At 37.7% G+C, this 26,219-nt stretch carries 20 protein-coding genes; 7 read left to right on the top strand and 13 right to left on the bottom strand.

All coding sequences use genetic code 11. The features are described 5' to 3' along the window. Positions 1-171: 171 nt before the first annotated feature. The 3 genes from Q0093_RS06995 to Q0093_RS06985 all read left to right on the top strand — a co-directional run bounded on the left by Q0093_RS06995 (position 172) and on the right by Q0093_RS06985 (position 3,120). Positions 172-1,068, top strand: a complete 897-nt coding sequence (locus tag Q0093_RS06995; RefSeq protein ID WP_297929258.1) for a diaminopimelate dehydrogenase — start codon at positions 172-174, stop codon at positions 1,066-1,068. Between the two features lie 255 nt (positions 1,069-1,323). Then, positions 1,324-2,184, top strand: a complete 861-nt coding sequence (gene lgt / locus Q0093_RS06990; RefSeq protein WP_297929256.1) for a prolipoprotein diacylglyceryl transferase — start codon at positions 1,324-1,326, stop codon at positions 2,182-2,184. A gap of 3 nt (positions 2,185-2,187) precedes the next feature. Continuing rightward, positions 2,188-3,120: a putative sulfate exporter family transporter gene (locus Q0093_RS06985; RefSeq protein WP_294179426.1), complete on the top strand. Its 933-nt coding sequence runs from the start codon at positions 2,188-2,190 to the stop codon at positions 3,118-3,120. 78 nt (positions 3,121-3,198) lie between these two features. On the opposite strand, the gene eis is transcribed toward Q0093_RS06985, so the two are convergent. From eis to hemW, 3 genes are all read right to left on the bottom strand, one after another. After that, a complete protein-coding gene (eis, locus tag Q0093_RS06980; RefSeq protein WP_297929254.1) occupies positions 3,199-4,212 on the bottom strand; it encodes a GNAT family N-acetyltransferase in 1,014 nt (337 codons plus the stop codon). 11 nt (positions 4,213-4,223) lie between these two features. Beyond that, positions 4,224-5,123, bottom strand: a complete 900-nt coding sequence (locus Q0093_RS06975) for a phosphatidylglycerol lysyltransferase domain-containing protein (protein WP_297929252.1) — start codon at positions 5,121-5,123, stop codon at positions 4,224-4,226. Positions 5,124-5,517: 394 nt separating this feature from the next. Continuing rightward, positions 5,518-6,645 (bottom strand): radical SAM family heme chaperone HemW, encoded by a 1,128-nt coding sequence (gene hemW, locus Q0093_RS06970; protein WP_297929304.1) that lies wholly within the window; start codon positions 6,643-6,645, stop codon positions 5,518-5,520. 182 nt (positions 6,646-6,827) lie between these two features. Between hemW and Q0093_RS06965 the strand changes: the two genes are divergently transcribed. The 4 genes from Q0093_RS06965 (at position 6,828) to Q0093_RS06950 (ending at position 11,873) form a co-directional block, all read left to right on the top strand. Further along, a complete protein-coding gene (locus tag Q0093_RS06965) occupies positions 6,828-8,984 on the top strand; it encodes a translation factor GTPase family protein (RefSeq protein ID WP_297929251.1) in 2,157 nt (718 codons plus the stop codon). A 270-nt stretch (positions 8,985-9,254) separates the two neighbouring features. Further along, positions 9,255-10,817 carry a HAMP domain-containing sensor histidine kinase gene (locus Q0093_RS06960; protein WP_294179435.1) on the top strand — a complete coding sequence of 521 codons (1,563 nt, stop codon included), beginning with the start codon at positions 9,255-9,257 and terminating at the stop codon, positions 10,815-10,817. A 2-nt stretch (positions 10,818-10,819) separates the two neighbouring features. After that, positions 10,820-11,530, top strand: a complete 711-nt coding sequence (locus tag Q0093_RS06955; protein ID WP_009317155.1) for a response regulator transcription factor — start codon at positions 10,820-10,822, stop codon at positions 11,528-11,530. 79 nt (positions 11,531-11,609) lie between these two features. Further along, a complete protein-coding gene (locus tag Q0093_RS06950; protein ID WP_297929249.1) occupies positions 11,610-11,873 on the top strand; it encodes a GNAT family N-acetyltransferase in 264 nt (87 codons plus the stop codon). 62 nt (positions 11,874-11,935) lie between these two features. On the opposite strand, the gene Q0093_RS06945 is transcribed toward Q0093_RS06950, so the two are convergent. The 10 genes from Q0093_RS06945 to Q0093_RS06900 form a co-directional block, all read right to left on the bottom strand. Further along, positions 11,936-14,353: a polysaccharide biosynthesis tyrosine autokinase gene (locus Q0093_RS06945; RefSeq protein WP_297929247.1), complete on the bottom strand. Its 2,418-nt coding sequence runs from the start codon at positions 14,351-14,353 to the stop codon at positions 11,936-11,938. 11 nt (positions 14,354-14,364) lie between these two features. Further along, complete coding sequence (locus tag Q0093_RS06940; RefSeq protein WP_297929245.1) at positions 14,365-15,168, bottom strand: polysaccharide biosynthesis/export family protein; 804 nt, start codon at positions 15,166-15,168, stop codon at positions 14,365-14,367. A gap of 246 nt (positions 15,169-15,414) precedes the next feature. Then, a complete protein-coding gene (locus Q0093_RS06935; protein WP_297929243.1) occupies positions 15,415-16,695 on the bottom strand; it encodes a DcaP family trimeric outer membrane transporter in 1,281 nt (426 codons plus the stop codon). Between the two features lie 253 nt (positions 16,696-16,948). Continuing rightward, on the bottom strand, positions 16,949-18,472 hold the full coding sequence (gene guaA, locus Q0093_RS06930) for a glutamine-hydrolyzing GMP synthase (RefSeq protein ID WP_297929241.1): 1,524 nt from the start codon (positions 18,470-18,472) through the stop codon (positions 16,949-16,951). Positions 18,473-18,545: 73 nt separating this feature from the next. Continuing rightward, positions 18,546-20,765 carry a cation:proton antiporter gene (locus tag Q0093_RS06925; protein ID WP_297929239.1) on the bottom strand — a complete coding sequence of 740 codons (2,220 nt, stop codon included), beginning with the start codon at positions 20,763-20,765 and terminating at the stop codon, positions 18,546-18,548. Between the two features lie 126 nt (positions 20,766-20,891). After that, positions 20,892-22,472, bottom strand: coding sequence for a peptide chain release factor 3 (locus Q0093_RS06920; RefSeq protein WP_294179463.1), 1,581 nt, complete (start codon positions 22,470-22,472; stop codon positions 20,892-20,894). 10 nt (positions 22,473-22,482) lie between these two features. Next, the gene (rfbD, locus tag Q0093_RS06915) at positions 22,483-23,343 is read right to left on the bottom strand and encodes a dTDP-4-dehydrorhamnose reductase (RefSeq protein ID WP_297929238.1); all 861 of its coding nucleotides are present in this window, start codon (positions 23,341-23,343) and stop codon (positions 22,483-22,485) included. A 20-nt stretch (positions 23,344-23,363) separates the two neighbouring features. After that, positions 23,364-23,906 carry a DUF4924 family protein gene (locus Q0093_RS06910; RefSeq protein ID WP_297929237.1) on the bottom strand — a complete coding sequence of 181 codons (543 nt, stop codon included), beginning with the start codon at positions 23,904-23,906 and terminating at the stop codon, positions 23,364-23,366. Positions 23,907-23,946: 40 nt separating this feature from the next. Continuing rightward, positions 23,947-24,858, bottom strand: coding sequence for a UDP-N-acetylmuramate--alanine ligase (locus Q0093_RS06905; protein WP_297929236.1), 912 nt, complete (start codon positions 24,856-24,858; stop codon positions 23,947-23,949). A gap of 214 nt (positions 24,859-25,072) precedes the next feature. Next, positions 25,073-26,197: a glycosyltransferase family protein gene (locus tag Q0093_RS06900; RefSeq protein WP_294179471.1), complete on the bottom strand. Its 1,125-nt coding sequence runs from the start codon at positions 26,195-26,197 to the stop codon at positions 25,073-25,075. Between the last annotated feature and the right edge of the window lie 22 nt (positions 26,198-26,219).

The following is a 26,219-nucleotide window of genomic DNA, read 5'->3' as shown; positions in this document are numbered from 1 at the left end:
TTTCGGATTAAAATACAAAAAAACGGATGTCGATATTTAACCTCACGAAATAAAAAATTAATTAAAACCAATACAGTAAAGCCCAAATTATTTCGTATTATAAAGAAAATATCTATCTTTGCCAGTGTTTTAGTAGCATATTTCAAGATAAATATATAAACAGATAACAAAATGAAAAAAATAAGAGCAGCCATCGTAGGATACGGTAATATCGGTAAATATGTTCTGGAAGCTTTACAAGCTGCACCGGACTTTGAAATAGCAGGTGTCGTTCGCCGAGATGCAAACAACGTTCCGGACGAATTAAAAGAATACCCTGTTGTCGAAGGCATAGAAAACCTTCAAGATGTTGCAGTCGCAATTCTGTGTACCCCAACCCGTAAAGTCGAAGATTTTGCAATTAAAGCTCTATCTTTAGGTATCAATACCGTAGACAGCTTCGACATTCATACACAAATCGCTGATTTACGCAGCCGACTCGACGCTATCGCCAAAAAACATAATTCCGTATCGATTACAGCAGCAGGATGGGATCCGGGTAGTGACTCGATCGTCCGTGCTTTAATGGAAGCCTGTGCTCCCAAAGGCATCACTTATACAAATTTCGGTCCCGGAATGAGTATGGGACACACTGTTGCCGTAAAAGCCGTAGAAGGCGTAAAAGCCGCATTATCGATGACAATTCCTCTCGGAACAGGAATCCACCGACGAATGGTATATATCGAACTAAAAGACGGTTACAAATTTGAAGCAGTCGCTAAAGCTATCAAAAACGATGCCTATTTTATAAATGACGAAACGCACGTCATGCAAGTAGAAGACGTCAATGCCCTTCTCGATATGGGGCATGGAGTACATATGACCCGCAAAGGCGTATCGGGAACTACCCAAAATCAGCTTTTCGAATTCAATATGAAAATCAATAATCCGGCCTTGACCGCACAAAATCTGGTCGGTGTAGCCCGAGCCTCATTACTTCAACAACCGGGATGTTATACTATGATCGAAATACCTGTTATCGATATGCTTTACGGTGACAGAGAAACTCTGATCAAACATCTGGTATAAGAAATAAGGAAATATTATCGGGTCATCATTACGTTTTCTTTCGATCTGTTTTTACCGTTAACACTCGTCAGATAGCCCGCTATCATCCTTGTAAAATAGAAATACATTTTCGAAAGGAACTCTCAAATGCGACCTGTACAAATTTATACAGAGTCTAAGATATAAATTCTTCCGAAAAATATTCTTACCTTTGTGCCTTGTCAATAAAATAGATATTGACAAGGCTTTTTTATAAAATCAAACACAAACGATCAGATGTTAGATGTTGTCACTTGGACTGTCGATCCGGCAATCTTTACTATTTTTACAAGAGAAATACGTTGGTACGGGTTATTTTTTGCTATCGGTTTTCTGTTAGGATACCAGATCGAAGATAAAATATTCAAGCATGACAATGCCCCAGCCGGATGGTGCGATAAAATCTTTATTTATGTAGTCATCGCGACAGTCATAGGTTCACGGCTCGGACATTGCCTTTTCTACGGATGGGAGTATTACTCTGCTCATCCATTGGATATATTCAAGATTTGGGAAGGCGGACTTGCCAGTCATGGCGGTGCAATCGGTATCATTATAGCCTTACTGATCTACTCCAAGCGTGTAACTCATCGCAATCCTTTATGGGCATTCGATCGTCTCGTAATCCCGGTTGCTCTCGTCGGTGCACTTATACGTACGGGAAATCTAATGAATCATGAAATTTTCGGTCATCCTACCGATCTGCCTTGGGGATTCCGATTCATTGAAAATCTCCATCAATGGCATTATTTAGGTGCAGAGCCGATCTTCACCGCACCGTCCCATCCTACTCAAATATATGAAGCGATATGCTATATAATCGTCTTTATTTTATTGATGTATATGTATTGGAAACGGAATGCGGGAGACCGTCCGGGACTCATCTTCGGGGTATTCCTAATCGGGATTTTCTTGTCCCGTTTCTGTATCGAGTTTCTGAAAAACAACCAAGAAGATTTTGAAGAAAATATGATTCTCAACATGGGACAATTATTGAGTATTCCATTTGTTTTAGCCGGTATATATTTGGTTATCAGAGCTATGAAACAACCGATTGTTCCCGGCCGTATCGAAAATATTAAGCCTAAACAGAAATAGAATATGAACAGTTTTTTTAAGAAATACGATAAGCCTTTGTTTATCGTATTATTTTTAGTATGTCTCTTACCACAGGTCACTCCTGCAATCGCATTATTTATAGGATTAGCGTTCGCCTTGACATTAGGACAACCTTATCCCAAATTCAGCAAAAAAACATCTAAATATTTATTACAGTTTTCGGTTGTCGGGTTAGGTTTCGGAATGAACCTTCATGAATCATTACAAGCTGGGAAAGAAGGCATGATTTTTACCATCGTTTCGGTAACATCGGTTATGATCATCGGATTTCTGATCGGAAAATGGTTGCACGTAAACCGGAAAACTTCTTATCTGATTTCTTCCGGAACTGCGATATGCGGAGGCAGTGCTATTGCCGCAGTAGCTCCGGTACTCCGTGCAGACGACAATCAAATGTCCGTATCTTTAGGAACAATATTTATCCTCAATGCCATCGCCCTTTTTATTTTCCCTCCGATAGGACACTTGTTGGATATGACTCAAGAACAATTCGGACTTTGGGCGGCAATAGCCATACATGATACGAGCTCCGTCGTCGGTGCGGGAGCGGCATACGGACAAAAAGCCCTTGAAGTCGCTACTATGGTAAAACTTACTCGGGCTCTCTGGATAATACCGTTGGCATTTATTACGACTTTTATTTTCAAAGAAAAATCGAATAAGGTATCTATTCCTTGGTTTATTCTCTTTTTCGTATTAGCCATGATCGCCAACACTTATCTGTCTATTCCCGAGAATATCAGCGGCAGTATCGTATGGGCAGCCAAGAAAGGTCTGACTGTCACCCTCTTTCTTATCGGGGCAGGTTTATCTCGTCAAGTATTAAAACATGTGGGAATAAAACCGCTTGTACAGGGGGTTATGTTATGGATATTTATAGGACTGATGAGTCTTGCCGTCGTACTATATATGTAGATATAATTTCCAGACCTTGTTTGAATTTTTCAATAAAGAAATTCTCAAATCAGACTCGGACAAAATTCAGGCAGATCGCTAATTCAACATCAAAGACATGCATGGAACAGGGCAAGACTTATTAGAAAATATTCTCTCAATAAGTTCTGCCGGTGAAAATATAAAACCGACATTGTCGGATCGAAAGGGCTTTTTCTTACAAAAGCCCTTTTCTAATATATAGGTTGCCGTATTTGAAGGGATATGTTCATCTATAAGAGAAATAGTCATATCAATTTCCGGATATGCTGCGGCATAGTACTGCAAAATCATAGAAGCGTCGATAATTCTCATCATACCGAAAGGTGTTCCTTCTTCATGCGAAACCGGGATGATCGAGACAATTTCATGTCGAGGATAAAGAGATTCAATTTCAAAAAGCAACGTTTTTTTTATTTCATCATTATCATACATCCATTCTTTTATCCAAACCTTTCCGGAATCCTGAACAACTAATGCCAATCCTCCTATATGCCCTTTATCTCCGGAAACCGCAAATACTTTCCCACCCGCAAGATATAAATCTGCAAGAATAATCTGAAAATCTTGAAAAGAATGTTGAATACAACATGGTCTTTTTTCCATAGAAATCATAAAATAAGCATATAGTTCTTCTTCAGAATAACTATGTGACAAAGAGTATTTTTTGATAGGGACAACTTCATAACTCTTTATACGAGAATAGAAAACCGTACCATAACCGAGTTTTCTATAAAAATCGAAAAGCCATGATTCTGCCGGAATCAGTGTAGAGAAATGAACATCTCTCGATCTCATTACTCTAAAAGCTTCTGTCAACAAACCTTTCATCAATCCCCGACCTCTTGCTTCCGGCCAAGTCGAAGCTCCGGAAATATAAGAGATACGAAGTTCTCTTCCCCAACAAGTCATCGAATAGGGCAACATCTGTAACGCCGACAACACTTTTCCGTTTTCAACATGCACAAGAGTATTCTCTTCTGCGTACTTCGTAGAAAAATAGAGTCGGACGAATGCTTCGGAATCATTGAAACATTCTTGCCATAAATCGATAACTTGCTGTTTATCAATCATAAGAATTATTTTTATACATGATGAAGAATCGCAACATTTTTCTCTAATAAGATAGCCGGATGATAAGATAACTTGGCTTTTCTTAATCCGGGAATACCTAAATCTTCTTCTCGGTTAATATAAATATATTGTTCCGGAATATGCTGAGCAAATTCCTGATTAATCACGGCATAAGCTCCCTCAATATCTGTATCGGCTTTTTCAACATGTACACCGAAAGTATCATGGGTTATAGGTGCACCGAAAGTGAATGCCACGATCTCACCTCCTACCCAAATAGCCCCTCCCATAATACCTAATTCTTCGAAATGTTGCAGTGCATAAGTCATTGAACGGCGTTCATTCAACAAATCTTCATTATCTGAACAATTATTCTCTTTACACCATTTTGTTTCCAATTCGAGGCATTGCGGAATTATATCTAATGTAAGAGGGGTATAACGATAATCATCGTATTCTTGCCGGAAACGATTGATATGATTTCTTTTCGGTTGATATTTCTTACCGACTAAATATGCTAAATCGGAACGTAAATAGATATAATCGAAATAATCTCGTTCAGGAATAAAACGAAACTTGCCGGGAAGAATTTTTTCAAGCTGATTCTTAGCTTCCGGAGTTATTCCCAACAAACAAAGTGTATGTCCCATAGAACGGGCGTCATCTTCTAATAGATTTATCATCTTTTCCAAAGACCCGTTCCCTAACGGCATCATATATGCAGGACGGCGATCTTCTATATAAAAGCGTATCAACAACGAGTCTTCAATAATGGCATACTCGCTATCATACAAAAAACGCCAACTGCACATATTAGCAAAAGAAAAATCACAATTCCGGGAATTACTGGATAACGTATATGCTGTTATTTTTTTCTTATCGGACAAAGTAATCGGCTTAAAAGGTATCATCTGTTTCTCTTTACTGTTATTTATACGTTTTTTTAAATAACACGAATTTACGATGAATTGTTGAATTGCGACGAAAGCCCGTTTAAATTTTACAGAAAATTATTAACGCGCTTGTCCGATTACAATTAAATAATACATGATATTCTTTTATCGACCCGTCTATTACTTAAAAACCTGTTCAAATAATCAAAAATCACCTAAAAATCAATTTTATTCCATCCCGAATAAAATATTCTGAATTTAGAGCCCATCTAAATTTTCTGATAATAAATTTATTATCAGGTTATTTTTACGTTTTCATTCGTCAGATAACCAACTATTATTCTCACAAAAACAGAAAAATATTCTCGAAAGAAACTCTTAAACCCGACCCGAGTAAAATTCGGACAGACTCTTAATCAACATAAAAAAGATCAGACATAATCGTATCGGAAATAAAGAGACCTTTTCGGGTAAGGCGCAAATGTTTTCCCGACATACTCAAATTGCCGGATTGGATATGAATCAATGCTTGTTGCAAACAATACATATAACGATCATTCCCATATAAAAACTTAACTTTGTCCAAATCAAGTCCCCACATTGTCCGTAAAGAAGTCAAAACAAAATCATTATACAGATCATCAAAAGACAACTGTTCTAAAGTATATGCCGTCCCGCCCGATTCTATCTTATCGCAATACAATCGCAAATCGGCGATATTCCATGAACGGGAATAGCCGTTATAACTATGAGCTGAAGCTCCGAGACCTAAATAAGGTACATTTTGCCAATAAGCAGTATTATGACGAGAATAACGTCCGGGTAAGGCAAAATTAGAAATCTCATAATGTTCGAAACCCTCTTGTTCCAACATATCAATTAATAATCCGAACATCTGTAAAGCAAGCTCTTCGTCACACTCCCGAACTTTTCCCTTTCTCAATAATTCTGAAAGCCCCGTCCCTTCCTCATAAATCAGATTATATGCCGATATATGAGGGACTTTCAAGGCTATAGCCTTTTTTACATTTTGCTCCCAAGACTCCAATGTCTGTCCCGGCAAACCATATATTAAGTCAATACTCAAATTTTCGAATCCTGCAGCTTGGCACAATTTTACAGCGTTAACAGCTTGCAAAGAGGTATGCCTCCTATTCAAAAAAAGGAGATCGGAATCCTTAAAACTCTGAATTCCCATACTTATCCGGTTCACTGGCAACGACACAAGCCCTTCGACATAATCTTCCGTAAGATCATCCGGATTAACTTCAATAGTAACTTCTTTACATTGTTCCCAATTAATGCCGGTTAGGTTATCGAATAAAAACTCTAATTCCGAAATAGTCAGTTGTGACGGTGTTCCACCACCTAAATAAACCGTATCGATATTTACATTTCCCAATTCCGTACACCGTTCGTCCCATTCTCTACTTAATGCCCGAATATACCTCTCTTTCTGAGACATATCGATACCGGAATAAAAATCGCAGTAAATACAACGTTTTTTACAAAAAGGAATATGTATATAGAGTCCTGCCATAACTGTAAACAAAGATAGTATTTTTCGGAAGTTAAAAAACAGAAACGGTTCGTGTTCAAAAACACTGTTTTCTAACACAGTGCGACAGATTGCTTTTTTCATTTTAATTATATAATTTGCGAACGCTCTGTGAAAAATTCACAGGGAAATCATTGATTGTCTCACCTTAAATCATGACCGTTATGAAAGTATATCAGTCTCATGAGATTAAAAACATCGCCCTATTGGGTAGTAAAGGATCTGGGAAAACCACACTTGCAGAAGCTATGCTTTTCGAGTGTGGGGTTATAAAACGTAGGGGAACCGTAGATGCACAAAACACGGTTTCAGACTATTTCCCGGTGGAACGAGAGTATGGTTATTCTGTGTTTTCCACCGTTTTTTATGCCGAATTTTTAGGGAAAAAACTCAACGTCATCGACTGTCCGGGGTCTGATGATTTCGTTGGAAGCGCTATTACTGCTCTCAACGTTACCGATACCGGTGTAATTGTTATTGACTCTCAATACGGTGTCGAAGTCGGTACTCAGAATATATTCCGATATACCGAAACTTTGCATAAACCGGTAATCTTCGCAATGAATCAATTGGACGGAGAAAAAGCCGATTACGACAACACGATAGAACAACTCCGAGAATCTTTCGGAAATAAAATAGTACAAATACAATATCCGATTTCCTGCGGTGCGTCATTCAACGCAATGATAGACGTCTTGAAAATGAAAATGTATAAATGGAAACCGGAAGGTGGAACTCCTGAAGTACTGGAGATTCCTGCCGAAGAAAAAGAAAAAGCAGCAGATCTGCACCAGAAATTAATAGAAGCTGCAGCTGAAAATGATGAGGGACTCATGGAAAAATTCTTTGATCAAGGAGTATTGACCGAAGACGAAATGCGTGAGGGTATCCGAAAAGGACTGATCACCCGCAGTATGTTCCCGGTATTTTGCGTCAGTGCATTACGAGATATGGGAGTACGCCGGATGATGGAATTCCTCGGAAATGTAGTTCCGTTTGTAAGCGAAATGCCAAAACCGGTTACAACCGACGGAACTGAAGTAGCTCCCGATGCGAAAGGCCCTACAAGCTTATATTTTTTCAAGACAACAGTAGAACCTCATATCGGTGAAGTTTCCTATTTTAAAGTAATGTCCGGTACTATAAAAGAAGGAGACGATCTGCAAAACATAAATCGCGGAACAAAAGAACGTATAGCCCAAATGTTCTGCGTATGCGGACAAATAAGGACAAAAATAGAAGAGTTGGTTGCCGGAGATATCGGTGCGACAGTCAAACTAAAAGATGTACGTACAGGAAATACACTTGATGATAAAAATTGCGAATATGTCTTCGACTTCGTAAAATACCCAGATCCGAAATTTCAAAGAGCTATAAAGCCTGTTAATGAAGCTGATGCCGAAAAACTAAGTGAAATTCTTACCCGAATGCACGAAGAAGATCCGACATGGATCATAGAACAATCTAAAGAATTGAAACAAACTATAGTTTCGGGACAGGGAGAATTTCATTTAAGAACTTTAAAATGGCGCATTGAAAATAACGACAAAATAGCTGTCGAATATAGAGAGCCGAAAATCCCTTATCGTGAAACGATTACTAAAGCCGCCCGAGCGGATTATCGTCATAAAAAACAATCGGGCGGAGCTGGACAATTCGGAGAAGTACATTTAATTATAGAGCCTTATTACGAAGGAATGCCTGCTCCTGAAAGTTACCGCTTCAATAATCAAGAATATAAGATGAATGTACGAGATACTCAGGTAATCGATCTTGAATGGGGAGGTAAACTCGTATTTGTAAATTGTATTGTAGGCGGTGCTATCGATGCACGTTTTTTACCAGCTATATTAAAAGGACTAATGGACCGTATGGAACAAGGGCCTCTAACCGGTTCTTATGCCCGCGATGTCAGAGTATGTGTTTATGATGGGAAAATGCACCCGGTAGATTCTAATGAAATTTCATTCCGCTTAGCCGGAAGAAATGCATTTAGCGAAGCGTTCAAGAATGCAGGGCCTAAAATTCTAGAACCTATATATGATGTTGAAGTTTTAGTTCCATCGGATAAAATGGGTGACGTCATGAGTGATTTGCAAGGACGTCGGGCAATCATTATGGGAATGTCAAGTGAAAAAGGTTTTGAAAAAATCAGTGCCAAAGTACCTTTAAAAGAAATGGCATCTTACTCTACTTCATTGAGTTCCATTACCGGAGGTCGTTCATCTTTCACAATGAAATATTCATCATACGAATTAGTACCGTCCGACATTCAAGAAAAATTGCTGAAAGCTTATGAAGCCTCACAAGATACAGAATAATGATATTGAAAATTCAAACAGTGATATTGTTAAATATTAATAAAAAGTCGTCAATAGCTTGACGACTTTTTGTTTGTAAACATTTATATGTTAAATTCGCACTGAAATGTTAAACAGAGAATTCCTAAAAAAATTCATTATTCTGTTAAACAAAAAGCGAACAAAGTTGTTTATCTAATAAAAATGTTGAAAATATTGGGGAATGAAGGGCAAAATTCAAAAAAAATTACTGAATCGGGCTCTAAAAAATGATTTACCGGATAAACGATTATGAAGAAATCGACAATATGGTTATTGGCAGCAATTATGGCACTTACCTTTATCGGGTTGCTCTACATGCAGATCAGCTATATGGAAAATATGGTGAGGATGAGGAACGAGCAATTTTCCGAAGCGGTAAAACGCAGCTTATACGATGTGTCGACAACTTTAGAACAAGATGAAACGAAACGTTATTTAGCAGAAGATATCGAAGAAACGCAGAAGCGTCTGCTCTCATTCGAACGGGGTACTAGTAAAACTTTAGGTAAAGATGTAATCTCAACGCACCATCAGTTTTCTATCGTTTCTCCTGACGGTACAGTATCAAACTTCAGTTTTAAAGAGCTTACAAGCACGATAATGATGCAACCCAAAGTTTCGGTTACTCCTAAAGAGGATAATAATTCGATAACTAAAACATACAAAGGGATGCAAGAGATGCTGAAAGGACAGTATCTTTATCAAAAAGGATTATTGGATGAGGTAATACTTAACATTTTAAGTACAGCCAGCAATAAACCGATTATGGAGCGGGTCGATGCAAGAAAGATCGAAAATTATCTGAAATCGGAATTGCAAAATAACGGATTGAACATCCCGTTTCAATATGCAATTATCAATAAAAACGGGAAAACGGTTTACAATACTCCAGAGTATGCACCTCAAAAAGAATCGGCATTATTCACTCAGATTCTTTTTCCGAACGATCCGCCGAATCGACTTAATTATTTGAAAGTTTATTTTCCGACAAAAAGTGATTATATTTTCAGTTCGATACGGTTCATGATCCCCTCTTTTGCTTTTACGATGGTAATGTTGATTACTTTTATTTTTACTATCGTAACAGCATTCCGGCAAAAAAAACTGACTGAGATGAAGAATGATTTCATCAATAATATGACTCATGAATTTAAAACTCCGATATCTACGATTTCTTTGGCTGCGCAAATGCTGAAAGATCCGGCAGTAGCTAAAAGTCCTCAGATGTTTCAACATATATCGGGTGTTATAAACGATGAAACGAAAAGGCTTCGCTTCCAGGTAGAAAAAGTTTTACAAATGTCTATGTTCGAAAGACAAAAGACCATGATGAAGCTCAATACGGTAGATGTCAATGGTATTATTACCAGCGTAATGAGTACATTCAAACTGAAAGTTGAAAAATACGGAGGGACGATAGAAGCCGATCTCGAAGCTGAAGATGCATGGGTAAAAGTAGATGAAATGCATTTTACGAATGTAATCTTCAACTTATTGGACAATGCGGTAAAATATGCGCGGGAAGACGTTCCGTTATCTTTATTCATACGAACCCGCATTTTAGAGAACGATAAGGTAGAAATATCGATTCAAGACAACGGAATAGGCATTAAGAAAGAGGACTTGAAAAAAATATTCGAAAAATTCTACCGTGTCTCGACCGGAAATGTACATAATGTCAAAGGGTTCGGTTTGGGGTTGGCATACGTACATAAAATCATACACGATCTGAACGGGACGATCCGTGCAGAAAGTGAACTGAATGTAGGAACAAAATTTATAATTATATTACCTCTAATAAAAAACAAATAATTATGGAAGAAAGATTGCGTATATTACTATGCGAAGATGATGAAAATCTTGGCATGTTGTTAAGAGAATATTTGCAAGCAAAAGGTTATGCAGCGGATCTTTTCTCAGATGGAGAAAGCGGATATAAAGCCTTTTTAAAAGGTAAATACGATTTATGTGTACTGGACGTGATGATGCCTAAAAAAGACGGTTTCACACTTGCTCAGGAGATTCGTACCATAAACAGCGAAGTACCTATTATTTTCTTGACGGCTAAATCGTTAAAAGAAGATATTCTCGAAGGATTCAAAATCGGTGCTGACGACTATATTACCAAACCTTTCAGTATGGAAGAGCTGGTATTCAGAATTGAAGCTATCTTGCGCCGGGTAAAAGGGAAAAAAGGGAAAGAAGTTACTATGTACAAAATCGGAAACTTTACATTCGACACTCAGAAACAGGTTTTGTCTATCGGTGATAAAGTAACCAAACTGACGACAAAAGAATCGGAATTACTAAGTCTTTTGTGTGCTCATGTAAATGAGATTTTGGAACGTAATTTTGCATTGAAAACAATCTGGATCGATGACAATTATTTCAATGCCCGCAGTATGGATGTTTACATCACTAAATTACGTAAACACCTGAAGGATGATCCTTCAATCGAGATTATCAATATCCACGGTAAAGGATATAAACTCATTGCTCCGGAAATTGAAGTTAAGACTAAATAAAAAAAGTTTTATATCAACAGTTTAACTAAACAGGTTGCTTTAAAGCAACCTGTTTTTTCATAATCATAATAAAAAAGAAATGGAAATTATTCACGATCCTAACCGAAAAATATTCAGTACGATAATTAACGGTTATACCGGATATGTTTCTTATCAAATCAAAAACGGAAAGCTTGATATACTCCATACTATAGTTCCCCCTCAAATCGGAGGACAAGGAGTTGCTTCTCAACTGGTAAAAGCGACATACGACTATGCCATAGACAATCATCTCAAACCGATAGCAACTTGCAGTTATGCCGCAATTTGGTTACAGAGACATCCGGAATACAGAGATCAATAAAAAAAGGATATACAGCACGTACACCCTTATTCTTACCAGCCAATACAGCGGACTATATTTTCTCAAAACCAATTTTTCTTCCTTTTTTTATTTCTCTGATTCTCATCGCTACTACTTCCGCCATAACCATAAGCCGAACTATAACTATACTTAGAGCCATACCCGTAACCGTAGCCATAACCATATTTTCTATAACTATAAGACTGGGTCTGCATATCGACCGCATTAACGATCAAATAGGTAGAAGTCAGTCTTTTATCTGCTACATAACTATTCAGTAACGCTAAATATTTCTTCGAAGAATAATTAGCTCTCGTAACATATAAATTAACATCAGCCAAACGATTCAACAAAAAAGTGTCTGAAACCATTCCGACCGGAGCTGTATCGACAATAATATAATCATATTTTTCACGTAATATCTCAAATACTTGATCTAAACGAGAATTTGTAAGCAATTCATTCGGATTAGGAGGAATAGGACCGGCGGGTAATAAGTCGAGATATTCAGACATACCGGAAGGAACTATCAATCCGTCTAAATCGGTTTCCTGACCTGACAAATATGAGGTGATCCCTTTATTCGTCATAATAGAAAAATGCTTTTTTAACTGAGGCCTACGAATATCTAACCCTACCAATATTACTTTTTTGTTTGTCAAAGCAAAACTCAAAGCCAAATTCATTGAAAAGAATGTCTTACCTTCTTGCGTAACGGTAGATGTTACATTTATTACCTTTTTATCCGGTTCATTCAACATAAACTGCAAACTATTCCTGACCAACCGAAACAATTCGACAATGGGAGCTGTCGATTTCGCTTTTACAACAAACTGATCGCCACTATCGTTCTTCGCTATTTCTCCTAAAACAGGGACTGAAGTCAAACGCTCTACATCCATACGATCTTTAAATTTCACATTGAACATATCTCTTAAAAAGATAAACAATGCAGGTATCGAAAGGCCAAAAACAAATGCAATCAAAAAAGTCTTAGGTTTATTAGGCTCGACAGGTCCTCCTGTAACATCGGGAGTATCGACAATGCTGGCAACAGGGACTGTTAACGTCTTGTTCAAGGAGTTCTCTTCTCTTTTCTCCAATAAGAAAACATACAATTTATCCTTAATGGATTGCTGACGCATAATTTCCGTCAATTCCCTTTCAACTTCAGGAACTGAAGCTACCATATTATTAAGTTGACGATTTTTAGCTTGTAAATCTTTTTTTTCTATATTCAAACCTTTCCGAGCAGAAATTATACCGCTTAAAACGCCCTTCCTTAAATCGGATATATCATGGTTTATATCTGCAATCAAAGGATTGTCCTCCGAAGAAGATCGTAACAAACGTTCTCGCACAAGCAGCATTTGATTATATTTATTGATTAATTCAGAAAATCTGGCATCGGCAATACCCAAATAAGGAATAGGAGTGTACATGTGTTGTTTATTAGCAACAAACTGGTCTACATAATCGACCAAATTCAGTTGAGTTTCCAACTCGAACAGCTTCTTCTCTGTTTCTGATAATTCCGTTGTAAACTTCTCTCCTTCATTCTTCACATCTGTCAATCTATGTGCTTTTCGGAAATTTTCCGCCTGTTTCTCAACATTTCCTAATTCTTTAGATATGGCAACAATACGTTCGTCGATAAACCGTTCAGTATTCAACGCTACCCGATTTTTTTCTGCCATGCTTAATTCATTATAATAAAATACGACACGGTTAAGCACATCTTTGGCTTTCGCAATATTAAAAGTATTCAACGAAAGAGTCAGTATTGTAGAACCCTTGCTCAAAGCGTCTGCAACAATGGCTTTCGAAAGATAATTTGCCATATTCCTCGGATTTGAAACAGTAATTATAATATCTCCTTCAGGTACTTGTACAGTAAAATTACGAACCAAAGTGAACGAAATATCTCCGATATTTATCGGTAAAGGATTAGCGGTCAATACCAATGATTTATTTTCTCCATTATACGAAACTTTTACATTGTAATCTCCATCTGGTTTCGGAACGGCATTTACAGTTATCGGAAATACTAAATTCCTCACCGTTGCACTATCAATAGACAGCTCTATCGGAGTATCCTTATATAAGTCTATCTTACGCATTCCTTTTTTCATTACGTAATTTGTATATAACTTCAGATCCATGACAACCTGAAGCATTACATTTTTAGAACGCATAATCTCAACTTCATTTTCAAGATTATTTTTAACAGACGCCATTCCCAAACTCTCCATCATCAACATATCGGGAGTTGCACTGCTTTTATCGTTCTTCATCAAAACAGAAGCAGTTACCGTGTAAACGTTATTTTTACGCGCCAATATGAAAAATGCAATACTCATTGCCACTATAATACTGGCAACGAACCATTTCCAATGAACCAAATAATTAAAAAGTATTTCTCTAAAATCGACAGCTTTATCTTGCTCTTCTTCTTGCGAAAGAATATCCTTTGAATCCATTAAAAACTGTATTAACGAGTTAAAGTGACTATAATATTAGTAATTCCCAACAATGTGGAAAGAATGCTCAAACTTAAGGTCAGCATCGGAGGTACAGTATAAGCCGTACGAGCTTTTGATTTATTCGGCTCAACATACAATATATCATTTTGCTGCAAATAAAAATACGGAGAAAACAATAGATTCGGATCATTCAAATTGATTCGAGCTACTTCTTTAGAACCATCTCCTTTAAAACGAATCAACAATACGTTATCCCGGCGTCCGGTAAGCTGCAAATCTCCAGCCATAGCAACAGCCTCTAATACAGAAACCCTCTCATTCGGGACATTATAAATACTCGGCGTTTTCACTTCTCCTAATACGGCAATTTTAAAATTCTCGACACGGATAGTTACCGTCGGTTCTTTTTTTACATATTGAGGATATATTTTAGATTTTATAAATTCTTCGGCTTCTGTACGGGTCATGCCTCCTATATTTAATTTACCGATAATCGGAAAATCAATTATTCCCTTATTATCGACAAGATAGGTCGAATTATTATTAGAAACAGAAGAGGTTGTCGCATTTTCTGTAATGCCTGAAGTAGAAGAAGATATTTTATTAAAAATCGATACGGACTCCGGACTATCCGATCCCACAGAGATAGACAATAAATCTCCCGGAACAATACGTGGATCTGCTAACAAAGACTTTTGCTTTAAAACTTCTACAGGAAGGCTTTCGACCTCTTGCAAATAAGTAACTCGTTTCGTTTCACTACAAGACATAAAAAATATTGCCAGAACGGCAAATAGAGCCAATTTTCTCATTCCAATACAATATATAGGACAGATATAACAACACCTATTATCAGATCAGATATTAGCAAAACAATCCCTAAGAAATGCTAAACGACCTGTAATTAAAAAACAAAATAATAATCCCTTTGCGGCAAAGATAATAAATAGAGTCTTATTAACCAATAATATCCATAAAAAACAGCTTTGGAGAGTTTTTTCCAAAGCTGTTTTTTATGGATATTAATATATCTGAAGAATCATGAAAGATAAACATTATCAAAAATTGTATTGCACCATTGCCTGAATACGGTTTGCATGGCCGCTACTTTTATCCATACTCATACGACGGCCATACAAATATTCTATTCCCAACTGGCAATTGGGTGTCACATTCCAAAATACGTTTCCGACAGCATATTGACCATATTTATAACCTTCTGCATCATAATAACCATGCCGGGAATATAAACGCACCTGACTATAAGATGCCGAAGCAAAACATTTGGATGTAAAAGCATATTTCACTCCGCCTAAAAAAGCAAAAACCGGTAAAGTTTGCAAACGCCCTTCAGAACACGGATCAGGAACAAGATCTGAATTGTTGCTATCTAAATCATCGATATACTGGGAAATACCTTTTCCGTACGTTCCCTGATAATAGAACGTAAAACCCGGAAACAAGGTTGCCAAGCCACTCAATTGAGCACCCCATCCCACCAACGTCCGATTCTTTTCCGTAACCATGTTTCGATAACTCAATCCCCGAAATAATCCGGTTGCACGAATATGGCTCGAGGCTCCCCAATTATATTGTATATAAGCTGGAATGTCCGGCATACGCTGCTTGATACTTCGGGAATAAGCCCCATAAGTAATATCCGGATTCGGATTTTCCGCTGCAATAGCCACCTGCCAATGTTTATTTATATCATAGGTATATCTTACTTGAACATTTCTCAAAGTTGTATTGGCATTAGGCCCTTCAAAATCAATCGTCGGAGGAATAGATGCCAGATCGGAAAAAGTACTCCAAGACTGTCCCAACAAAAATCCTCGCATCGACACGTATGCCTGACGCAATCTTAAAGTATGATGATCGCCTCGAAAATCAGTTTCGATATAAGCGGAAAATTTTCCTAAAGCTTTATTGTTTCCCACCAATTTCAAAAAGATACGTGATGTCGAAGCATCCATTTGATATTGGCTCTTCTCGGCAGGATTTGCCGGCGTAGGAATATCATAAGGTACAAAATCTACATTGTCCGAAATCCCTCGAAAATCATACGATGTAGTAAGTCTAACATATCCTCCGATACCTAAAGCCATCTGATGCTTTTGATCTACTAAAAGGAAACGCGGAGCATCCGGATCTTGAAAATGTAAAGACCTTGTTTCTCTAAATATATTAACAATGTCTTTATAACTCGGTCCGTTTTTCCCTGTAAGTATAATAAAATCATCATTAAACAATGGGGACATCTTTTTTTTCTGTGCATGAACAGGCATAAACAGCCCCAATAAAACCGTAATAAAACAGATTCTAAATATTTTCTCCATAATTGTAATTTTTACCAGATCTTTTTTGAACGATCCGATAAAAACAACAATATAAAACACAGAAATGTTTATCTCAATATTCGATATAACATTGCTATTAAATATTATATAAAAAACAATGTATCCTCTATTAAACAATAAAGGATACATTGTTTTTAAAAGCCTATTTAAATTTTCTGATAAAGAAATATTATCAAGCCACCTTTATATTCTTCCAGTCAGTTTTCATTCGTCAGATAGCCTGTTATCATCTTTACTCCCACTCGATCGTGGCAGGCGGTTTAGAACTAATGTCATAAACGACACGGTTCACTCCTTTTACTTTATTGATAATCTCATTCGATATTTTAGCAAGGAAATCATACGGAAGTTTTGCCCAATCGGCAGTCATTGCATCTGTAGATGTCACGGCTCGTAAAGCGACAGCTCGCTCATAGGTTCGTTCATCTCCCATCACACCAACCGACTGCACCGGAAGCAATACAACTCCTGCTTGCCAAACTTTATCATATAATCCCCACTCACGAAGTCCGCGAATAAAAATATCATCGGCATTTTGTAAAATCGAAACTTTTTCGGGTGTAATATCTCCCAAAATACGAACGGCCAAACCGGGTCCCGGGAAAGGATGTCGTGTAATCAAATGTTCCATCATTCCCAATTCTCTACCAACCCGACGAACTTCATCTTTAAACAATAAACGTAGAGGTTCACACAATTTCAGATTCATTTTCTCGGGAAGCCCACCGACATTGTGATGACTCTTTATCACTGTTCCCGTTATCGAAAGAGATTCGATACAATCCGGATAAATCGTGCCTTGAGCCAACCACTTCACATCTTTTATTTTATGAGCTTCTTCATCGAAAACATCGATAAATCCTTTTCCGATGATTTTTCTTTTACGTTCGGGTTCTGTCACGCCTGCCAATTCTCCGAAAAACTTATCATGTGCATTCACTCCTATCACATTTAATCCGAGATGCTCATAATCACGCATCACATTTTCGAATTCATTTTTCCGAAGCATACCGTGATCCACAAAAATACAAGTAAGATTCTTGCCAATCGCTTTATTTAATAAAACTGCAGCAACAGAAGAATCTACTCCCCCAGAAAGAGCGAGAATTACTTTATCATCTTTCAACTGTTCTCTTAACTGTGCCACTGTAGTTTCAATAAAAGACGAGGGAGACCAGTCTTGTTTACAACCGCAAATTTCTACGACAAAATTACGAAGCAATTGTGTCCCTTCTTCGGTATGATAGACTTCCGGATGAAATTGTACGCCCCATATATTTTCGTTCTCTACCTGATAAGCCGCAATTTTTACCTCGTCGGTAGAAGCTATTATTTTAAAATTTGAAGGAATCGAGGTTATCGTATCGCCATGAGACATCCAAACCTGCGTATTTTCTTTTATTCCTTTGAATAACTTATTTTCCTTAGAAAAAGAGGATAAATGTGCCCGTCCGTATTCCCGGCTTCCTGCCGGTTCTACTTTTCCACCATTGTTATATGCCATAAACTGAGCACCATAACAAATTCCTAAAATAGGACACTTCCCCCATATTCGGCTCAGATCGACCTTAAAGGCATTCTTATCATAAACAGAAAACGGACTGCCCGAAAGAATCACCCCTTTTATATTCTGATCGTCTTCGGGGAATTTATTATACGGAAGAATCTCGCAGTAAGTATCCAGTTCTCGCACACGCCGTCCTATAAGCTGAGTCGTTTGTGAACCGAAATCAAGAATTATAATTTTTTCCTGCATAAAGTGAGTATATAAATTATTATATTTTTCGTGATACAAATGTAATCATAAAGAGGTAAATACGCAACTACTATTATTTCAGCAATGCTCCAATCCGGGTTTTTGTCCCCACAATCCACAACATATCCGTCTCTTTCAAAACGATATTTCCGGTCGGGGCTAAAAATGTACCATCCACACGTTCTACTCCGACAACAAGGCAAGAATCTTTTTCTCTGATTCCCGATTGAGCAATCGTTTTTCCAATTAACGGAGAATTTTTCGGAATAATTATCCGTTCGAGTTCAAAATGTTCTTCGTTTTCTGTTTCATCTGCAGAAATCTCTTCCGGTTCTACAGCATCGAGAAATTTCTGTATCTGTTCATCTGTTCCAATCACACTCACAATATCTCCCGGGAAAAGGCGGCTATCTCCTTTCGGAATATTTATTCGCTTTAATCCTCTTTTTATACTTACGATATTTACACCAAATTCTTTACGGATGTTTGCGTCCTCCAAACGTTTTCCAATAAACGCACATTCCCCATTCACCTCCATGTGGGCTAAATGCATGTTACGTACCAAATTATTTTTCTTACCTGTACGACGCAATTCCCGCTCATTTAGATTATCCATAAATTTTCCTTCAAGAGAAACGATTTGCCGTTGTAATCTTTTAGACATCAATAGCATAACCACTACAAACAAAACCACTCCCAGCAAAACTCCGGTACGTTGTGAATAAGCGATAGACAAAAAATAAACCACAAAACCCAAACCTATAAAAAATCGGAATATAACCATAAAGAAAAGAGGAACTTGATTTGCCCGTTTATTTTCTTCTAAAGTAAGTAATTTCCGGCTATTTATTCGTTTCATAGTCAACGCCCAAAGAAAAGGCAGCATCACCAAGAGCGTAACCCCTACTCCGATATAATTTCCCCATACGGAGGGAATCAGTTCTTTCATTAAAGGTAAAAACCAAGTAAGTGAAAGCAAAATAATTCCGACAAGAATAGTCGAGTAAAGAGCTATCTTCCCTAAGTAAACTCCCAATACTCGCTTCCATGTGTTCTCAGGTTGTACTGCCGAAGCATTGGCACTATATCTCTCAAGGATAAAATTCAATTTTTCCGGTAAATGTTTCTCTACCCAATTCGCTGCCGGATCAGAAAGTTTTATAAAATAAGGAGTTGTAAAAGTCGTTATAACCGATACGGCAACGACGATCGGATATAAGAATCCATCGATCACTTTCAGAGACATTCCCAAAGTCGCGATAATGAAAGCGAACTCTCCGATCTGGGAAAGACTGAATCCCGATTTTACGGCAATTTTCAACGGTTGACCAGAGATCAACATTCCGCTTGTACCGAAAAATATTTGTCCGGCAATTACCACCAATGAAAGAATAATAATAGGAATAGCATACTGTACCAAAGCTTCTGGACTGACAAGCATCCCGACAGAAATAAAAAACACAGCACCAAACAGATCTTTAACCGGCTGCACTACTTTTTCAATTCGTTCAGCCTCATTTGTACCGGCTAAAATAGACCCCATGACAAAAGCTCCTAAAGCAGAAGAAAAACCCACATAGGACGCTAATACTACCATTCCCAAACACAATCCCATAGAAACGACTAATAAAGTTTCGGAGTTAAGAAAACGTCTCGCTTTTTTCAAGAAAGTAGGTAAAACAAAAATACCTATCAAGAACCATGTTATCAGGAAAAATGCCAACTTCAATATACTATAAATAAGTTCCGAACCTTCCAGTTCATTATTTACGGCAATGGATGAAAGAAGCACCATCATTAAAACGGCAAACATATCTTCTACAATCAACACACCGAACACAATTGTAGTGAACTGCTGTTTTCGCATATTCAAATCGGTAAATGCCTTGATGATAATTGTCGTAGATGACATCGACAACATTCCTCCCAAAAAAAGACTATCTAAATATGTGAAATGCAATAGACGTCCGGCAGCATATCCCAACAGCATCATTCCGACAACTATCACTAATGCCGTTATTACCGCAGAACCTCCGACATTGACCAACTTCCGAAAACTGAATTCTAATCCCAAAGAAAACAGCAAAACGATAATTCCTATTTCCGCCCAAATATCGATATTCGCAATATCGGTTACAGTAGGAAAAAACGAGAAATGCGGTCCTGCCAAAAAACCGGTAACAATATAACCTAAAACGACCGGTTGCTTCATCCATTTGAAGAGCAAGGTCGTTATGCCCGCCAGCATAAGAATCAAAGCTAAATCTGAAATCAGCGGATCTAAATGATTCATATCTTTTTTAACTATAAATTAATAACTGTCGCCTTTTAAGTAATATTCCGATATATAACAAAAGCAGAAAACTTCTACTTTATTTCTTATAGTGTTTTCTGCTTTTTCATCATCACAAAATATTTTTTAAAATTCTGAAGTAAAATGGAACTTTATTTTCGGAAAATCTGTCTGCGCCATTTGCAATACATAATTAGAATCTGCAAGAAATACATCTCTGTCTTCTTTATCTTTTGCCATAAACTGATATTTCCGTTTTTTGAAATTCTCTAAAGCTTCAACATCATCGCTCTCTATCCAACAAGCTTTATAAAGGCTGATAGGTTCCCATTTACATTGCGCCCCATATTCGTGTAATAAACGATATTGAATCACCTCAAACTGCAATTGTCCTACTGTCCCGATAATTTTTCGCCCATTAAACTGATTGACGAATAACTGGGCTACACCTTCATCCATCAATTGATCTATTCCTTTATTCAGCTGTTTTGTCTTCATCGGGTCAGTATTTTCTATATACTTGAACATTTCAGGAGAAAAACTCGGCAATCCTTTAAAATGCAACTCCTCTCCTGCTGTCAAAGTATCTCCGATTTTAAAGTTTCCGGTATCCGGCAATCCGACAATATCTCCCGGATAAGCTTCATCGACCGTAGATTTCCGCTGTGCCATAAAAGCTGTCGGACTGGAGAATTTCATAAATTTACCATTTCGCACATGTTTATAGTTTGCATTCCGTTCAAATTTTCCGGAACAGACTTTTACAAAGGCGATACAACTCCGATGGTTGGGGTCCATATTAGCATGTATCTTAAAAACAAACCCTGAAAAATTCGCCTCTTCAGGACAAACTATACGTTCTACAGCTTGTACCGGTCTGGGAGAAGGTGCTATTTTCACAAAACAATCTAACAATTCTTTTACTCCGAAATTATTTAATGCCGACCCAAAGAATACAGGTGCTATATTGCCTTTTAAATAATCGGAAACATCGAATTCAGGATATACTCCCTCTATCAGTTCCAAATCGGCTCTGAGTTTGGAGGCATCTTCCGAACCGATATATTTTTCTAACTCAGGATTATTGATATCCCTGAATTCTACAGATTCGGTAACTACCTGTTTACTCGGAGTATAAAGATTTAATCCTTCTTCATATATATTATACACCCCTTTAAACCGCTGTCCCATATTGATAGGCCAACTTAACGGACGCACGCCTATTTTAAGTTCCGACTCCAGTTCATCAAGCAAATCGAAAGGATCTTGCCCTTCCCGGTCTAATTTATTTACAAACACGATTACAGGAGTATTGCGCATGCGACACACTTCCATCAACTTACGGGTCTGCATCTCAACTCCCTTTGCCGCATCTACAACGATAATCACGCTATCCACAGCTGTCAACGTGCGGTAAGTATCTTCTGCAAAGTCTTGATGACCGGGAGTATCCAAAATATTTATTTTATAATCTCCATAATTAAACCCCATCACCGAGGTCGCAACCGAAATTCCCCTCTGCTTTTCTATTTCCATCCAGTCCGAAGTCGCAGTTTTCTTGATCTTATTCGATTTTACAGCGCCGGCTACATGAATCGCACCTCCGAATAATAATAATTTTTCGGTCAATGTAGTTTTTCCGGCATCCGGATGACTGATAATAGCAAATGTCCTTCTTTTTTGTATCTCTTCGGTTATCGTAGCCACTTTACAATAATTATTTCATTAATAAATTAATACATTTTACAAGACTGTTTTCCCAGTATGGTATGGAAACCGGATATGTCTCTTTTATTTTTCTCTTATTCATCACGCTATAAAAAGGTCGTGCCGCTTTTGCCGGATATTCGCTTCCTTCTATCGGCGACACTTCACAAGTCGTAATCCCGGCAATACGGTGTATCGCTTTAGTAAAATCATACCAGCTACACACCCCTTCATTCGAAAAGTTATAGATACCGGGAATAAACGTCTTATTATCGATAATAACCATTATCGCCTTTGCCAAATCTCCGGCATAAGTAGGTGTACCGATTTGGTCAAATACGACACTTAATTTCTCCCGTTCTTTTCCAAGTCGAATCATCGTTTTCACAAAATTATTGCCGTAAGCCGAATATAGCCAAGAAGTCCGTAACACAACAGCATCAAGACAATTATCGAACAATAACCGCTCTCCTTCAAGTTTAGTCACTCCATATACTGAACATGGAGCTGTTTCGTCACTCTCCGAATATGGCTTATAATGTACTCCGCTATACACATAGTCTGTAGAAACATGAATAACTTTAGCCCGATTCATTGCAGCAGCCTTTGCAAGATTCGCCACTGCCAAAGCATTAATCTTCCGACAAATTTCCTCATTATCTTCTGCTTTATCTACTGCAGTATAAGCTGCACAATTGACTATAACTTCGATGCCATGACCTGCGACATATTTCATTACGGCTTCCAAATCGGTAATATCCAAATCTTGTATATCCGTAAACAGAAAAGTATTTTTTTTATCCTCTTCCGCCAGACAGCGCATTTCATTACCTAACTGACCGTTAGCACCGGTTACTAAAATCTTTGCCATGCGATGTTTACCTTTAAATTTTACAATTCCAGATCTCCGGCTTTTTCTTGTTTATATTTTTCAGACAATAATGCTAAAAAAGTCGATATTTGTTTCATTGCAGCCTGTGTCTGTTCAGAAATTTCCTTTTTCTGTAACCGAAGCATTAAGATTCCATAAAGCGCATTAAAACAAGTCTCTATTTCACCGACCGGTTCGTCCCCTGTTTTTGCCCTCAACTCAACAATATAAGGGAGCGTTTTAAAAAATGTCGCCCCATAAAACGGTTCTTTCGGAGATTTTAACAAAGCCTGATGCAGATCGGTAAGGTCGATAATAACATTTTTATTCAGCTGAAGATGTCCGCTTTCCACTATCCCTTCACGCCTCATCATATCGATAAGGCTTTCATACCACTCTCGAATTTCCTTCTTTTTATCATCCGGAACATCATACTTCGAGACGATCTGTTCATCAATAGTATCAATATCCAGTTTATATGCTCGGATAATATCTTCGATCTGCCACATATAGAGCAAATACTCAGCTATATTTTCTTTCCTTTTTTGGCTGGCTATAATCATATTTTAAAATTTATCCGGAGGACAAATAAACAATTTATTTTTAACAATTTCTGAATATACATTCAAAAATCGCATAAAATTCTTTATCATTCACCCCTAAATGACGACAAGCTAAACGGGCAGCATTAATATCACCCAACAATTCTTCATCAGACAGTGTTACAGGTACTCGTCCATAACGGGTTTCTAACTCGATATTATCGCCGGTTCTTACAATAGGATGCGGTAGATAAGGAACAGCTGTTATATCCTCCCTGACCGTATCTGCCAAATCCTGAAGTAAAGGAATATTCTGGTTATATATAAATTTCCCGTCCCGTTCGATCGAAGAAACCATATCTCTCCAAAAATCGACATAAGATTCGAAAGTAGCATGCATTTTTGTAGGATGCCACAATAAATCGGACATAATCAATATATGCGGTTTATATTGCTGGTGAGCCAATGGCTTCTCTTCAAGAAAAGCGTCACCTTCCAATAATGAGATTCGCGCATCATAGCTTAGAGAGATTTGTTTATCCTGACCCGGAATCTCATTCAACGCAACGTAATCGCAACGCATGTTTTGCTTACGAAAGGCTTTCAGAACCATACTCATAATTCTGTTCGGATGCCGAGGATTACAAAAAACCAAACGTATCTTATCTTTTGCCATTCTTAACACAAGTTCCGGAACAGAAAGGATCAATAACCCGGATTCCTTTGCACGAATAAGTTCCGGATGATCAGAAACCGACTGCAACGGAGAAACGACAAAATCGACCTTTTCTTTAAAAGGATCGCTTATCGGCTGTAAATCGGCCAACAGGATATCTTTCTCCCTCAAAATATCAGCTTCAGCTCCCATAATATCCGCTCCAGAACAACTGACACTATATCCTTTTTCACGTAAAGCAACAGCTAAACGGAACATATACGTGTCTCCAAGGGATATAATATGAACTTTTTTCATGTACTCCTCTCTACTTATAAATTATTTTATCCTAAAGAAATATACAGACAGATTGAAACAATTGTTCGACAATCTTCAAGATTTATGAATATTTCTCAGAATGCTCCCCAAAAATTGAGTGCAAATTTAATACAATAGAACGAAGCTACACAGAATTGAAGCAAATTTTTTCTATATTCAAACTATCTTCGACAACTGTCGAAGATCATAAAAATTAAGCATGATAATTCCAAATCAGCCCTTTTCGTTCAGGGTATTTATGAGATAAATAAACATCTTTTAATTCAGAAAAAATAAGCGTGTCGGCATTAGCGACCCATCTTCGAAACAGGGTATTGGGTTTATAAATCGCAACAGACTGCAATAATGCGCTCAAATCGAAATTATCGGACACGATACCTGCTCCAGCACGCAAGGCATCAAAAGCATTGCATTCCTGTTCTATATGCGCAGGTACCATTAACACAGGCTTCTGTAAATAGAGCGCTTCGCACACCGATTCGAATCCGGCCGTAGTGGAATAAGCTTTACAACCGGCCATTTGTTTCAGGAAAGACTTGTCGTCGATCCGAAACAGAGAGAATGTAGAGGATATGTCCAACCTTTCGGCTGCATCTTTTTTATCCCAGAAAAAATGCAATGTCTCTTCAGGATTATGTTCATGCCATTTGCTTATTTCGGAGAGATAACCGCTATTCAACATATAACCCAATATATAATCGCCTTTAACAGGCTCTAAACGGGTGACTTCGGAACGTAACAACGGAGGGACGACAACAATGTGACGAGAAATATCATCTCCCATAGGATAAAAAGACAAAGCCAACCTTCGATCAGCTCCCATACTGGTAAGCCGAGTGAAAAATCTCAAAAAGAAAAGCTCGACAGGAGATTTTTTCGGAAAACGAAATTTTCGATGTAGAAACATATATTGGTGTCCGATACAAACCATCGGAATCGAAGGAGGCATGAATAAGTAAGTCAATCCGGTCAACAACTCATAAAAATTAAGCACGATGTCCGGCTCATATAGTTTTATCTGTTTCCGAATAAAATTCATATTTGAAATAAAAACAGGTAATTTCAACAAGTTATAAAACACACTTTTCCATAATCCGGGACGCTTATTTTGCGCTGTCGGCAAAAAATTAGGACTATCGAATTGAATAACCGGTGCTGTTGCCTGATTTAGGAAATAATCGGGTAACTGTCTTGCAGAGCTTTTCCCGACCAAAAAAGCCGTAATTTCATCTCCTCTCATTCGCATCCGCTCCTGCATTACCAACGCTTGAGTAAAATGCCCCCGACCCTCACCTTGTATAATAAACAGATACTTCATATATTTTTAGATTCTAATCCAC

Source organism: uncultured Coprobacter sp., assembly GCF_947855755.1.
Lineage (GTDB): Bacteria > Bacteroidota > Bacteroidia > Bacteroidales > Coprobacteraceae > Coprobacter.
The sequence above is the reverse complement of the archived record's forward strand: the minus strand, read 5'-3'. Positions and strand labels throughout refer to the sequence as shown.